The organism is Saccharococcus sp. Marseille-Q5394, from assembly GCF_946901335.1.
Lineage (GTDB): Bacteria > Bacillota > Bacilli > Bacillales_A > Planococcaceae > Sporosarcina > Sporosarcina luteola_C.
In genome coordinates this window covers 1,259,249-1,273,466 of record NZ_CAMPPQ010000002.1, presented here as the reverse complement: position 1 = coordinate 1,273,466, position 14,218 = coordinate 1,259,249, and the positions used below count along the sequence as shown (strand labels likewise).

The 14,218-nt window shown below is 45.1% G+C and carries 15 protein-coding genes; 10 read left to right on the top strand and 5 right to left on the bottom strand.

The genetic code is table 11. The annotated features are described in order from the left end of the window. Window positions 1–25 precede the first annotated feature (25 nt). Both OC538_RS17010 and OC538_RS17005 read right to left on the bottom strand, forming a co-directional pair. A complete protein-coding gene (locus OC538_RS17010) occupies window positions 26–241 on the bottom strand; it encodes a hypothetical protein (protein WP_262177551.1) in 216 nt (71 codons plus the stop codon). 23 nt (window positions 242–264) lie between these two features. After that, a complete protein-coding gene (locus OC538_RS17005; RefSeq protein WP_262177548.1) occupies window positions 265–1,044 on the bottom strand; it encodes a peptidylprolyl isomerase in 780 nt (259 codons plus the stop codon). Between the two features lie 219 nt (window positions 1,045–1,263). Between OC538_RS17005 and OC538_RS17000 the strand changes: the two genes are divergently transcribed. Continuing rightward, window positions 1,264–2,496 (top strand): MFS transporter, encoded by a 1,233-nt coding sequence (locus OC538_RS17000; protein ID WP_251696687.1) that lies wholly within the window; start codon window positions 1,264–1,266, stop codon window positions 2,494–2,496. A gap of 60 nt (window positions 2,497–2,556) precedes the next feature. After that, window positions 2,557–4,416 carry a transglycosylase domain-containing protein gene (locus tag OC538_RS16995; RefSeq protein ID WP_262177545.1) on the top strand — a complete coding sequence of 620 codons (1,860 nt, stop codon included), beginning with the start codon at window positions 2,557–2,559 and terminating at the stop codon, window positions 4,414–4,416. Between the two features lie 228 nt (window positions 4,417–4,644). Here OC538_RS16995 and OC538_RS16990 read toward each other — a convergent pair whose 3' ends face one another. After that, window positions 4,645–5,205, bottom strand: a complete 561-nt coding sequence (locus tag OC538_RS16990; protein WP_251696691.1) for a DUF5366 family protein — start codon at window positions 5,203–5,205, stop codon at window positions 4,645–4,647. A gap of 164 nt (window positions 5,206–5,369) precedes the next feature. Here OC538_RS16990 and OC538_RS16985 point away from each other — a divergent pair, with 164 nt between their 5' ends. Genes OC538_RS16985 through mnhG form a run of 7 tightly spaced genes read left to right on the top strand, consistent with a single transcriptional unit; the run spans window position 5,370 to window position 11,131 of the window. Beyond that, the gene (locus tag OC538_RS16985; protein WP_316044320.1) at window positions 5,370–7,778 is read left to right on the top strand and encodes a Na+/H+ antiporter subunit A; all 2,409 of its coding nucleotides are present in this window, start codon (window positions 5,370–5,372) and stop codon (window positions 7,776–7,778) included. Further along, on the top strand, window positions 7,765–8,187 hold the full coding sequence (locus tag OC538_RS16980; RefSeq protein ID WP_251696693.1) for a Na(+)/H(+) antiporter subunit B: 423 nt from the start codon (window positions 7,765–7,767) through the stop codon (window positions 8,185–8,187). The genes OC538_RS16985 and OC538_RS16980 overlap by 14 nt, the downstream gene beginning before the upstream one ends. After that, a complete protein-coding gene (locus OC538_RS16975; protein ID WP_060210564.1) occupies window positions 8,187–8,528 on the top strand; it encodes a Na(+)/H(+) antiporter subunit C in 342 nt (113 codons plus the stop codon). Before OC538_RS16980 ends, OC538_RS16975 begins: the two co-directional genes overlap by 1 nt. Beyond that, window positions 8,521–9,999: a Na+/H+ antiporter subunit D gene (locus OC538_RS16970; RefSeq protein ID WP_251696695.1), complete on the top strand. Its 1,479-nt coding sequence runs from the start codon at window positions 8,521–8,523 to the stop codon at window positions 9,997–9,999. The genes OC538_RS16975 and OC538_RS16970 overlap by 8 nt, the downstream gene beginning before the upstream one ends. 13 nt (window positions 10,000–10,012) lie before the next feature. Then, window positions 10,013–10,492, top strand: a complete 480-nt coding sequence (locus OC538_RS16965) for a Na+/H+ antiporter subunit E (RefSeq protein ID WP_251696696.1) — start codon at window positions 10,013–10,015, stop codon at window positions 10,490–10,492. Beyond that, on the top strand, window positions 10,489–10,770 hold the full coding sequence (locus OC538_RS16960) for a Na(+)/H(+) antiporter subunit F1 (protein ID WP_262177540.1): 282 nt from the start codon (window positions 10,489–10,491) through the stop codon (window positions 10,768–10,770). Before OC538_RS16965 ends, OC538_RS16960 begins: the two co-directional genes overlap by 4 nt. Beyond that, on the top strand, window positions 10,754–11,131 hold the full coding sequence (gene mnhG, locus OC538_RS16955) for a monovalent cation/H(+) antiporter subunit G (protein ID WP_262177856.1): 378 nt from the start codon (window positions 10,754–10,756) through the stop codon (window positions 11,129–11,131). The genes OC538_RS16960 and mnhG overlap by 17 nt, the downstream gene beginning before the upstream one ends. 395 nt (window positions 11,132–11,526) lie before the next feature. Here mnhG and OC538_RS16950 read toward each other — a convergent pair whose 3' ends face one another. Then, a complete protein-coding gene (locus OC538_RS16950; protein WP_262177538.1) occupies window positions 11,527–13,038 on the bottom strand; it encodes a leucyl aminopeptidase in 1,512 nt (503 codons plus the stop codon). A 152-nt stretch (window positions 13,039–13,190) separates the two neighbouring features. On the opposite strand from OC538_RS16950, the gene OC538_RS16945 reads away from it, so the two are divergent. Next, window positions 13,191–13,670: a divergent PAP2 family protein gene (locus OC538_RS16945; RefSeq protein ID WP_262177536.1), complete on the top strand. Its 480-nt coding sequence runs from the start codon at window positions 13,191–13,193 to the stop codon at window positions 13,668–13,670. Between the two features lie 204 nt (window positions 13,671–13,874). Here OC538_RS16945 and OC538_RS16940 read toward each other — a convergent pair whose 3' ends face one another. Then, the gene (locus tag OC538_RS16940) at window positions 13,875–14,201 is read right to left on the bottom strand and encodes a YuiB family protein (protein WP_262177534.1); all 327 of its coding nucleotides are present in this window, start codon (window positions 14,199–14,201) and stop codon (window positions 13,875–13,877) included. Window positions 14,202–14,218 lie beyond the last annotated feature (17 nt).

The window sequence follows — 14,218 nt, the reverse complement described above, 5'->3', positions numbered from 1 at the left end:
TCCATAAAATCGGATCATGCATTTTTTATTGAAGTTCTTGCTTTTCTCTCGCTTCGCGGCGTTCGCGCAAGATTCGTTCTTCCAGTTCACGTGTTTCCTCTTCCTGTTTTTTCGAGTTCCGCCTGATCCACATAAACGTGATCACAAGAAGAATCATGAAAAAGAAAAAGGAAATCGCTGCTGGAATATATTCTGATTTATCTTCTGGAAAGTAAAGGAACGGCATTAGCAAAACGTTCATTTACGTACACTTCCTAACCTGTCTTATTTCTGGATGATTTCAATCGACTCGATTGAAATTTCTTCAACCGGCTTGTCTGCTCTTCCTGTCTTAGCAGCTGCAATTTTATCCACAATGTCCATTCCTTCGATCACTTGACCGAAAACGGTATGCTTCTGATCAAGGTGAGGAGTTCCGCCATTCTCTTCATACGCTTTGGCGATTTCTTCAGGCCAGCCACGTTCAGTAAGTTGTGCTGCTGTTCCCGGTGGAGTTGAAGCTTGTACGATGAAGAATTGGCTGCCGTTCGTGTTCGGACCAGCATTCGCCATCGACAATGCCCCTCTTAAATTGAATAGATCCATCGTGAATTCATCCTCGAATGAATCACCGTAGATGCTATCCCCACCCATACCTGTACCTGTCGGGTCGCCGCCTTGTATCATGAAATCTTTAATGACACGGTGGAAGATGATTCCGTCATAGTAACCGTTCTCTGCATGTGTCAAGAAGTTCTCGACTGTTTTTGGCGCTTGTTCTGGAAATAGTTTAATTTTAATCGGACCCATTGTCGTATTCATGACGACAAGAGCTTCGTTCGCTGCAACTTCATTCGATAATTGTGGATACATTGTAGTGGCCTCCTCATTGGTCGCTTCATCTGATGACTTGTCATCAGATAGTTGGTCTTGTACTTCGTCTTCATTTTGCGTAGTCGCCGATCCATTTGTTGCTTTTTCTTGCTCTTTTTGATCACCTTGACCACAAGCGGCAAGCAGCAATACTAGAAAGATCGACAGCAAAGCTAGCGACATCTTTTTCATAATCATTCACCCTGAAACAGTTTACCATAACCCTATATTTTTTTCGATTGATAAGCACGAAATTTCCTTCGGACTCCGAAATGTCCTATAATGAATGAAACATACATACGTTTACTGGCATCAAGCAAAGGGAATCCCTACTCTGATAACGTTTGCCAATCAATGCGTCGCCGAGGTGCATGAGAAAGTCGGCGTATCAAATGAAAGCGGGTCACTAACATGAATGTACAAAAACGGAATTTCATCATCATCTGGGTCGCAAACTTCCTCGTTGCCGGTACGATGACGATGATCATGCCTTTCCTATCTTTATACATAGAAACATTCGGAAATCATTCAGATGCGTACGTCCAAAAATGGGCGGGATTGATTTTCGGGGCGACGTTCATAACAGCATTAATCATGTCACCGATTTGGGGACGGATTGCCGATAAATACGGATTTAAACCGATATTGATTATTAATGGCTTCGGAATTGCAATATCTGTCTTTATGATGGGATTCGTCAATTCTGTCGAAACATTCTTCATCCTGCGGTTATTCAACGGGGTCGTCACCGGCTTCATACCGACATCACTCGCGTTTGTTTCATCCCAGACGGCAAGGGAAGAAGCCGGTAAAAAGCTAGGGACGTTGCAAATGGGAAGTGTGACGGGGACTCTTTTTGGACCCGTGTTAGGCGGATTAATGGCAGATGCATTCGGATTCCAATATACATTCATCATCACTTCGCTTTCAGTCGTTGTGGCGGCACTGATTGTTTTGTTTGGCATTAAGGAACAAAAGAAAGTGAAAAATGAAAAGGCGATAAACTACTCAAGGAAGACGATACTTGGCGGTTTACTTCATCACCGATTAATGCTGAATGTCATGATCGTAACCGCGTTGATCCAAATCGGGAACTTCAGCATCCAGCCGCTTCTATCGCTTTACGTGGCCAGTCTAACGGATTCACAAAATGTAGCATTTCTGGCGGGTCTGACGTTTAGTGCCGCAGGGGTCGGCAATCTTCTTTTCGCCCGGAAATGGGGGAAAATGGGGGATGACATCGGATATGAGAAAGTGCTCGGTGCTCTGCTTCTTCTATCCTTTATCTTCATCATTCCGCAGGCATTTGTCACGTCCATCTGGCAGTTGATGATTTGCCGACTTCTGTTCGGGATTGCCATCGGCGGGATGATCCCTATCACGACTGCCCTCGTCAGGAGGGAAGCTCCGGTGAATATCCAAGGGGAAGTGATGGGTTATAATACGAGCTTCCGTTTCCTCGGCAATATTATTGGACCGATGTTCGGCGGGATTGTCAGTGGGTTCATCGGCATTTCGTCCGTGTTCATTTTGACGGGAGTCCTTTTCCTAATAGGATTTGGTTTCCTCTATTATGCAAAAAGAAAGCCCGTACAGGACTTTGAAGACTTCCTAGCGGAGGAGAACAGACAAACGAATATGTGAATTTAGCACATTTCCAAATCGGAAATGTGCTATTATTTTTTAATAGGAAGGGGGGCTATTGTGAAAAGACTCACGAGCTATTTATTAATACTAATGATGATTCCCCTGCTCTATTTCATTCAGCAAGGCGTTGCCAGAGAATGGTCGGAAGCGCAGGTCTTGAAAAATACAATTGGCGAAACGATTGAACTTACCGAACCAGCCATCAGTATTCCAATATCAATGACAGATCGGAACGGCAAGATTTTTGCCGAGGAGTATGTGGAATGGAGACAGCCACTCCCGTTGGATTCCATTCCCGATTTTATTCAGCAACTATTCCTAATTAGTGAGGACCAAGGATTTTTTGAACATAAAGGGTATGATGTCGCAGCTATCGTTCGGGCATTCGCCATCAATGCGAGAAGTGAAGACATGAGCCAGGGAGCCTCGACAATTACGCAGCAAGTTGTCAGAATGCGGTTCCTGACGACAGAAAAGACATATGAACGTAAATTCAAAGAGTTGCTTTACGCGGCTGAACTTGAGAAACAGTCGTCAAAAGATGACATCCTCGGTATGTATTTGAACGAAATGTTTTTCGGCAATCAAGTATATGGAATCGGAGCAGCCGCCACTTATTATTTCAATCGTCCGCTTGATCAGCTAAGTCCTGCGGAGATGGCATTCATTGCTGCAATCCCGAACAATCCTTCCAAATACAATCCACTGCGTCATTTCGACCTAACAAAAAAGCGGCAAGAGCTTCTCTTATCCGTTCTATCAACGAACGGCGTCATTACGGAGCAGGAAGCCGAAACGTGGAAGCAGGAAGAGATCGTGTTGAATGTGAAAGCCAAGGCAAATAAATTCAACATGTATAGCTCATACGTATTAGCCGAGCTGGAAGAATTAATCGGTCATTCTGAAGGGTTCACGGCATCAATCGCAGCTTCAACGACACAAAGTGAAAGGCAATCGAAAATCGTAGCTTTGAAAAAACGGACTGCGGATGTAATCGCCGACGGAATCCAAATTGAAACGGCCCTGGATCCCGTAAAGCAAAAACATGATGAAACCTCCCTGTCTTCCCTCTTAAAAATGAAGGATCTACAAGCGGGTGCAGCAGTGATTGATAATACAACGAAAGAAATTGTGAGTATATACGGGGGAAAAGGTTTTCGCAAAGGGGACTTCAACAGGTCCTACCAGGCTGTCAGACAGCCCGGCTCTGCTATAAAGCCATTGCTTGTCTACGCCCCTTATCTTGAAAGCGGACCTTACAAGGAGAGTACACCAATCGACAGCAGCAATATTTGCATCGGTTCATACTGCCCCACGAATATTGGCGGCTATACGTACGGGATGACGACCGTGAAGGAAGCATTCCGACGTAGTCATAACACAGCGGCAGTGCGTCTGTTCCGTAAAGTTGGGATTAAAGAAGCTTTTAGTCATTTAACAATCTTCGGCTTCAAAAATGTAACCGAAGAGGATTACACCTACCCCGCCGCTCTTGGCGGATTCCATAGAGGAGTGACACCTCTCGAACTCGCTTCCGCATATTCCAGTTTCGTTGATGGCATGTATTCAACTCCCCACGCAATCAGAGCTGTGAAGGACCGGGAAGGGAATGTGCTATACGACTGGAAAGACGAACCGGTGAGAGCCTGGTCCCCCTCGACCGTTGGGACAGTTCGCACTTTAATGGAAGACGTCGTATTGAACGGGACCGGAAAAGGAATCCGCTATACGACAACGTATACAGGCGCTAAAACAGGAACGACAGACCACTACAAAGACTTGTGGGTTGCTGGAATGAACGATCAGTACACAACAGCCGTATGGATCGGATACGACAAACCCGCCTCCATCCAACGTCAAAGCAACCAGAAAATACACCTGCGCGCTTTTAATGAATTATTATATATTCCAAAATGATGATGTTTGTATACAATGTTGTTACCGTTGATTGAAGCGAAAGGCGGCGAAGTGCAAAGATATGCTCTCAACGCTTCGCTTTTGTTCGCAAAAGCCGTTCTTCGTTACGGCTTTTCCTGCGGGATAAGCGTCAGCTGAAGACCCCGCAACGAAGCGAAAGCGTAGTGAGGAGGCTGAAGCGACGCCCGCGGAAAGCGTCCGCCTGTAGCTGAAATCAACATTTATAGTTTATACCACCGGAAGACTCGCAAGAACCCCGTTATAAAGCTTCAACACTATGTAAATGATACCAGTTAAAAAGATGCCCCAAACAAGAATTTCAAAAACCAACAAACCTACCATGCTCGGCATCGTCATGAACTTGCTCAACTTGAACATAGTAAAGATAAAGTAGACAAATGTCGTCAACAGGAAAACCGCCAGCAGAATCTTCACCGACTGTATCCCGCCTACCGAAGCAAGCGCACCAATAAAATAGATGAGATTACCGCTTTTCGCTTCACTATACGACTCCCCTACCGCATCAATCGAAAAGAACAACATCGCTGTTTCATGAATTGTTTCCGCAATTAGCTTCAACGCCGAAAACATCATAAAAAAAGCAAGCGAATAAATGACAAGAAGAAAAAGGCGCAGCTGTGTATCCGTCAGAAATTCCCGCATGCCTGCATAAAGACCGATCTGGCCGAAGAAAACAATCGATGCACTCACCATATAGACACCGAACGTTAAACTGAAAAGAATAATGGTCAAAAACGGCAAATAGCCATAAAGATAAGGATTTCTCAATTTGACACCCCGAACGTAAATATTTTATCTTTCCCTATAATATAGGAAGAGAAACCAATTTCGCAACGATTGTCTAATTGTTCCCTATGCAAGCCCTTGCAATTTACGTTATACTTTAAAACAATGTAAATAATAATGATTTACTCATTGGAAGGAGGATTACTTTGGAATTCGTATTACTGATTTTCCTGCCGATCGTGGCGGCCTTGTTCATACCATTCCTATTTAGAAAGATAAAAGGTATACATACTGGTTGGTTCGTATTACTCGTCCCCGTTGTTTTATTCATTTATTATACAACGTTCATCAAAACGACGATGGACGGTGGACATGCCTTATCTGAACTACAATGGATTCCAACGCTCGGCATCTCATTCGTATCCTATTTGGATGGGTTGAGTATTTTATTCTCCCTGCTGATTACAGGGATCGGAGCACTCGTTGTATTGTATTCAATCTTTTACTTGGATAAGAACAAGGAGAAGCTAGGCAACTTCTACGTCTATCTTCTTCTTTTTATGAGCGCAATGCTCGGGGTCGTCCAATCGGATAATGTTATTTCGCTCTATCTGTTTTGGGAGCTGACATCCATTTCATCATTTTTATTGATTGGATATTGGTTCACCCGTGACGGTTCCAGATTCGGTGCATTGAAATCGATGATGGTAACTGTATTCGGCGGGCTGATGATGCTTGGAGGGTTCGTCCTTCTAGGAATTATGGGAGGCACGTTCTCCATTCGGGAATTGATTGCCGGATCCTCCTCATTTGTGGGGCATGAATACTTCACTTTGGCTCTTGTTCTTATTTTGCTAGGAGCTTTCACGAAATCCGCACAATTTCCTTTTTACATTTGGTTGCCAGATGCAATGGAAGCGCCTACACCTGTTAGTGCATACTTGCACTCAGCAACAATGGTCAAGGCGGGATTATATCTTGTTGCCCGATTCACTCCGATTTTCGCAGTGTCGGAAGTGTGGATCTGGCTTGTAACAGGTATTGGATTGCTGACGTTGTTCTGGGGTTCACTCTTTGCGGTGAAACAAACGGATCTAAAGGCAATTCTCGCATTTTCAACGGTAAGTCAGCTCGGTTTGATCATGTCTCTTCTAGGAGCCGGTGCTATTACATTCCACGTGGATGAAGCGTTATTCTCCTTTGCAATGTTCGCTGCGATTTTCCATCTGATCAACCATGCAACATTCAAAGGCAGCTTGTTCATGATTGCGGGAATTGTCGACCATGAAACGGGGACGCGAGATATCCGTAAGCTTGGTGGCCTGATGAGCATCATGCCTGTCAGTTTCACTGTTGCATTCATCGGTTCTATGTCTATGGCGGGCTTGCCGCCTTTCAATGGATTCCTTAGTAAAGAGATGTTCTTACAATCGATGCTTGCAATCCGTCATTTTGAACTATTCAATTTCGCCACATGGGGAATCGTCTTCCCTGTCGTTGCGTGGATAGCAAGTGTATTCACGTTCATTTACAGCGTTTACTTTGTGTTCAAGACATTCACCGGAAAACGGAAAGTTGAAACGTTACCGCTCGAACCTCATGAAGCACCTGTTGGGATGCTCATATCCCCGGTGATTCTAGCAATGCTTGTCGTCGGGATCTTCTTCATTCCGAATGTTGTCGGGAAGTGGCTCGTTAAGCCTGCTGTCATGGCAATCCAGCCTTATCAATATTCCCACCCTTCGGAAGTAGAAGTTCATGTTTCAGCTTGGCATGGCTTCGCATCTGTAGAACTGTGGATGACGGTCGGAATCATTCTTATCGGTGGTCTTCTTTACTTGTCGCTGTCGAAATGGCAGAAATTCTACGGTATTCAACCTGAGTCACTGTCCTTGAATGGATTATATGACGCAACGATGACTTTCAGTGAAAAAGGAATGAACAGGCTATCCCGCATGTACATGACTGGGCTCATCCGTACGTATCTGTTATTCATCTTCGCATTCTTGTCGGTTACGACGGTAGCGATGCTCTTCCTTCAAGATGCATTTGTCGTGGACATGTCCAGCTTTTCAAAAATAAGTGTGTACGGTTTAATTAATGCCGTCATTCTTCTACTAGCAGTCGCTTTCGTTTTGCTCTCCAAAACGAGGCTCGGGGCGATTATTTCACTCGGCGCAGTAGGCTACTCGGTCGCACTGTTCTTCGTCATTTTCAAAGCACCAGATTTAGCACTTACACAATTGGTCATTGAAACAGTATCGGTTGCTCTGTTCCTATTGGCATTCCAACGTTTGCCAAAGCTATCCGATCATGGAGAAACGAAAAGCAATAAGCTGGTTAACGGCATTATTGCTCTCGGAGTCGGCGTGACTGTGACGCTGGTTGCATTGTCTTCCCATTCACAGAAACTTGTCGCTTCCATTTCCCAATATTACAAAGACACTGTCGAAACGGAGGCCGGCGGAGGCAATATTGTTAACGTCATCCTTGTGGACTACCGTGGTTTTGATACATTGTTCGAAATTGCCGTCCTTGCGATTGCAGGAATCGGCGTTCTAGGAATGATTAAACTTCGTTTGGCGAGAAAGGAGAGTACAGATGAAAACAAATGACGTCATTTTACAGACGACGACAAAAGTTATATTTTTCATCATTTTCCTTTTTTCCATCCATATTTTCTTTGCAGGGCATTATACACCGGGTGGAGGTTTCGTCGGCGGCTTACTGACAACAGGGGCAATCGTCCTCCTATTGTTAGCCTTTGATTTGAATACCGTACAGAAAGCATTGCCATTCAATTTCACGATCATGACTGCGATCGGTTTGCTATTGGCGCTCGGGACAGCAGCTGGTTCAATCTTCTTTAATGTCCCGTTCTTCACACATGCTTTCGATGACTTTTCCTTGCCATTATTCGGGGTGACTTCCCTTCATACGGCGATGGTGTTTGACGCGGGTGTATTCCTCGTCGTCGTCGGGTCGGCTATTACAATCATCCAGTCAATTGGAGGGGATTCGTAATGGAATTGGTAATGGCTATTTTAATCGGTGTGTTGTTCACCGCCGCAGTTTACTTGATCCTATCGAGAAGTCTATTGAAAATTATCATCGGCACCGGTTTGTTAAGTCATGGCGCCCATTTGCTCATCCTGACGATGGGAGGGCTTGGAGGACTTGCGCCGCCGGTCATTTCGGAAGGCGTTACGGACTTTGCAGATCCACTGCCGCAAGCGCTCATTTTAACAGCAATTGTCATCAGCTTCGGTGTGACAGCCTTCATGCTCGTCATGGCTTACCGTGCTTATGCTGTTCATAAAACCGATGACATGAATCAACTGAAAGGAAATGATGAACATGATTAACTTACCTTTATTACCGATCATCCTCCCTTTCCTTTTTGCGATTCTGTTGCTGTTCTTTAAAGAGAATGTCCGAATCCAACGAGCGCTGTCATTGGTCGGTGTCATCATCAGCCTGATCGCTTCGTTCTACTTGCTAGTAACCGTTAAGTCGGAAGGGGTTCTAGCTGTCACGCTCGGCAGTTGGCCTGCCCCGTTCGGAATATCGATGGTTTCGGACATGTTCTCCGCATTGCTAGTGACGACAACTCTATTGATAACATTGTTCGTCGTTGTCTACAGCTTCACCGCAATCGGCGAAGAGCGGGAAAGGTTCTTCTACTATCCTGCCATCCTGTTCATGGTGACCGGTGTGAACGGTGCTTTCACGACAGGCGATATATTCAATATGTTTGTCTTTTTTGAAGTGTTGCTGATTGCATCTTACTTATTGATTGTCCTTGGTGGCGAAAAAAAACAGTTGCGTGAATCGATCAAGTACATACTTGTCAATGTCGTTTCTTCAGCGCTATTCGTTATTACAGTTGCTTATCTTTATTCAGTCGTCGGTACGTTGAACATGGCTGATATTTCGGTGAAAATTACAGAAATCGGCCAACCTGGAATCATTACGGTGATTGCAGTTCTCATGCTGATCGTATTTGGGGTAAAAGGAGCGATATTCCCCCTCTACTTCTGGTTGCCTGGATCATACGCAGCACCGCCTGTCCCAGTGCTCGCCCTATTTGGGGCGTTGCTGACAAAAGTCGGTGTGTACGCAATTATGAGGACCTATACATTGTTTTTCACCCACAATGTCGGAGTCACCCATGAAATCTTAATGGTTGTATCTGTCCTGACGGTTATCGTCGGCTGCGTTGGAGCATTGGCGTACTTCGATTTGAAGCAGATCATCATTTATAACATCGTCATTGCGGTTGGAGTCATCCTATTCGGAGCCGCTCAAATGAATGAAGCCGGTATTTCAGGCGCCATTTTCTACTTGGTGCACGACATGCTTATAAAAGGGGCATTATTCCTTTTAATCGGCATCATCATTTATGTCACCGGTACGTCGAATTTGCGGAAAATGGGTGGATTGATGAAAACCCATGCCCCGCTTGGATGGTTCTACTTGATTGCCGCCTTCGGGTTGGCAGGCATTCCGCCGTTAAGTGGTTTCATCGGCAAATTGCTAATTGCACAAGGTGCATTTGAAGCGGGCAATGTTTGGGGAAGCATCATTATCCTCGCGTCCAGCTTGATCGTGCTGCTCTCCGTAATCCGGATTTTCATCTATGCGTTCTGGGGAGAGCCAATGGAACTGCCTAAAACGAAAAGGAAGCCTTACGCGCGTATGATGCTTCCGACAATCGTGCTAGTCGTCCTATCGGTCCTTTACGGGGTCGGCACAGAATGGCTCATACCATACGTGACAGACGCCACGGACGTATTACTACAACCATCCATCTATATTGATGCGGTGTTAAAGTAAGGAGTAGATGTCGATGGCCTTTCAAATACTATTGAACTTTTTTATCGCTGTCATTTGGATGTTCATGAACTCCTCATTGACTGCGTCAACTTTTATCATTGGATACTTGATCGGATTGATCTTGATTATCATTACGAGACGCTTTTTCACATCAAGGCTTTATATTTGGCGTCTATGGGCGGCCGTTAAATTGACGCTCCTCTTCTTCAAAGAATTGACGCTTTCAAATATTTCTGTTTTGATGCTTGTCATTCGTCCTAAACTAAAGCTCCAGCCGATGATTTTCGCAATGCCGACCGAGCTGGAGCAAGATTGGGAAATTACACTTTTATCGAGTTTGATCACATTGACGCCTGGAACGATTGTACTTCATGTATCCGACGATCAACGGACTTTATACATCCACGCAATCGATGTAGATGATGTAGATGAGGCGATTGATTCGATAAAAAATTCATTTGAAAAAGCGATTATGGAGGTGAGCCGAGCATGATGACGTTCATATGGGTATCCTTGATCCTCGTCGTATTGTCGATGATTGGCATCATGTTCCGTGTATTCCGCGGACCTTCTGTGCCTGATCGGCTCATCGCACTTGACGGAATAGGTGTCATGCTCATTTCGGCAATCGCACTTATTTCGATTCTATTCGACACCGCCTTTTTCATTGATGTCATTTTACTGATAGCAATCATGTCGTTCATCGGTACCGTGTCATTCTCCAAGTTCATTGAGAAAGGAGAGATCATTGAACGTGACCGTAATTGCTAATATCTTAATAGTAACGTCGATTCTCGTCGGTCTCATTTTCACCTTTGTGACGATGATCGGTATTTTACGATTGCCCGACGTTTATACGCGTGCACACGCAGCATCGAAAAGTGCTACGCTAGGTGTTCTAAGTATTTTGCTCGGCGTGTTCTTTCATTTCTGGTTGAAAGAGGACCATTTCAGCATCTCCCTGCTTCTTGGAATCGTTTTCTTATTCATCACTTCACCGATCGGTGGCCATTTGATGGGTCGTGCCGCTTATATGTCAGGAGTCAAGCCAACTGATTTGACTGTCGGAGATGATTTGAAGGAAGCTGTCAAAGAGGCGAGAGAGCAAAATATGAAAAGGCTAAAAGATTAAAAACACACTCGGTATTCCAATGAGGAATCCGAGTGTGTTTTTTTAATAAGGGTATCTGTATGGTGGATAATTGTAGTACGGAGGATACCCATAACCATAAGGGTAGTAATTGTATGGATATCCATACTGATAGTTATAAGGATAATAAGGCGGGAATAAAGCATTCCCAAGAAAGCTGCCAACCAAGCCTCCTAGAAAAGGCCCCCCTACTCCAAATCCAAACCCAAATCCGTCATGCCGTCTGTCAAAACGGCGGTACCTATTATCAAAACGAACCATTTATATCCCCCTTTCTCACTTATCCTATTCGTGACGGGCTAAGTGAGGAGGGACGGATGCCCATGAACCGGATCAATAACGTCTGGTCATAGCATCTAGGTTGTTAGTAATTATTTTTATTGAGTCGGCTCTGCATCCGCCATACGTTCAACAAGCGTAGCAAGTGTACGGACCATGACACCTGTCGCCCCTTTTGGACCAAGGTCATGGGCTGCAGATGCGTCTGACGTGCCTGCGATATCGAGATGGATCCATGGAGTGCTTTCCGCGAATTCACCGACAAACCCACCTCCGAAGATCATATGGCCGTCACGGCCCGGAGAGTTGTTCAAATCAGCGACGTCGCTTTTCCGAATCCGTTTCTTATCGCTTTCCGTAAGCGGAAGTCTCCATACGAATTCACCTGTTTCCAATGATGCTTGCATGAACTCTTCAAAGAATGCTTCATCATTTGTCAAAGCGCCGGTTTTATCATTTCCTAACGCGACGATGACGCCTCCTGTCAGCGTTGCCACATCAATCAGGTAGTTAGCGCCGGATTGCTTGGCGTACGTGACCGCATCAGCAAGAACAAGTCTTCCTTCCGCATCGGTGTTCAACACTTCAATCGTCTTTCCGCTGAGAGACGTAATGACGTCATCTGGCTTGAACGCTTCACCTGAAACCATATTGTCCGTCGCACCGATGACCCCGATGACGTTTTTCGCTGGACGCAGTTCGCCGATGATGCTCATCGCACCAAGCACTGCTGCTGCCCCGCCCATATCACCTTTCATGCCGACCATTCCTTCGCGAGGTTTCAATGAGTAGCCGCCTGTATCGTACGTGACGCCCTTGCCTACGAGACCAATGACGTCTTCCCATTGCTCTGTCCCGGCATATTTCAGCACAATGAGCCGCGGTTCTTCGACGGAGCCTTTGTTGACCGCCAAGATTGCCCCCATGCCGAGTTCTTCCATCTCTTTCTTGCCTAGTATTTCAATTTCGAAATCATATTTCTCTGCTAGTTCGTTGGCATAGTCCGCCATTTTTGTTGCGGTAAGTATATTTGGCGGTGTATTGACAAGCGTACGCGCCTCATTCACCGCGTTTGCATATGTACGTCCCACTTCAAATGCCGCCTTCAATTCATCTTTTTCCGCAGCTGTTAAAAATGTCACTGTTTCCAACGCGACGTCCTTTTCATTCGAATCAGTCTTATACCCTTCAAATTGATAAGAGCCCATGCCAATCCCTTCCGCAGCGGCGAAGACGACATCTTCGCAAGTTAGGTCCTCATTTGTGAACGGAGCAGTCCAAATGGCCGTGGATGACGCTTTAGATGATTTCAATTCTTTGCCTAAAGCCGCGAATACTTGACGTAGACGGTCTTCAGTCAGTTTCTTTGATGCTCCGAGTCCGACGAAAACGATGCGCTCATATCCGAGCGGTTCCAGTGCTGGCATCTTACTTATTTTCTTGAAATCAGTCTTAATGTCACCGGCCTTGATCCAATCCATTAGACGCGGACTGAATGAGTCGGCGAATGTTTTCCACCCTTCGATATTTTCCGGATGCTCAGGAACCCCTATAACTAGCACTTCCGAATTTACATTACCGAATTCAGGTTCCATAAATGATGTTTTCATTTGACTACCTCCCACTTTTCCTACATCCTCTATTATATACCAACACACAGTCGAACCAAAATAATCATTCAAAAAAATCGGACTTCCGATTTTCACTGAGTGACGATATGGTATACTATGTGTAGATTTTTTATTAGCAAAGGAGTGGAATCATGTCCATATTGCAAAACACTCCGCTCCTCGCGGCATTATTTGCGATTGTTTTCGCTCAATTCGTTAAGATTCCAATCCATTTTTTATTGACGAAGAAATTGGACTGGAAATTGATGACGTCCACTGGCGGAATGCCAAGCTCCCATTCAGCTGCTGTGTCTGCGCTGACGACTGCCATCGGTTACGAAGTCGGCCTTGGATCTCCTTTATTCGCGGTGTCTGCAATCTTCGCGGTCATCGTCATGTTCGATGCAACAGGAATCCGTTACCAGGCGGGGCAACAGGCTTTGATCATCAACCAAATGAGGGTGGACTTTCAAACTTTCGTGACAGAGGTGAAAGGCTGGCCACAGAAAGATGGACCACAAAAGATCTTGGAACTGAAAACCCTTCTTGGCCATAAGCCTAGCGAAGTCTTTGCAGGCTCAATGACGGGCATTTTCATATCCGCCATCATTTATTCGTTTTTCGTGATTTAAAAAGAAGAAGGTGCTCCCACAGGGAACACCTTCTTCTTTGTTAGATCAATTACGCCTCGGTGTAATTGCGAATCGAACAGCGTAGGGTTCGATTTGCCGTATTTCTGCGTTCTATGCAGAAATTAAGGCACTATCAGGGCGTGGCGATCTTAGGTTGCCTTCCGCATCTTGATTTGCTTCAGTCGTGTTTTTCGGCTGAAGCGATTAGAACATCTGATACCCTTGCTTCCTTAGCAGCTTGATGACAAACCCTGAAATGATTGCGCCAACTAATCCACTTGCAAGAATGATAATATCAGCTGCATGAAGAGAGACGATTTTTTCACCGAGCAGTCTGAATGAATGGCCCGGGTTTGTAAAATACTCAAAAACTCCCACTTCATCGATTATCAAAATGACGACGATCGGATAGACGATTGCCATCAACCACGTCATACGGAGTAGCATATTCAGCAAAAAGCCTATTCCGAAAAACATGACCATGAAAATAATTATGGATAAAACGACATGTGTCAATGAAATTGTTCCCAAGTTGTCTACCTCCGCTT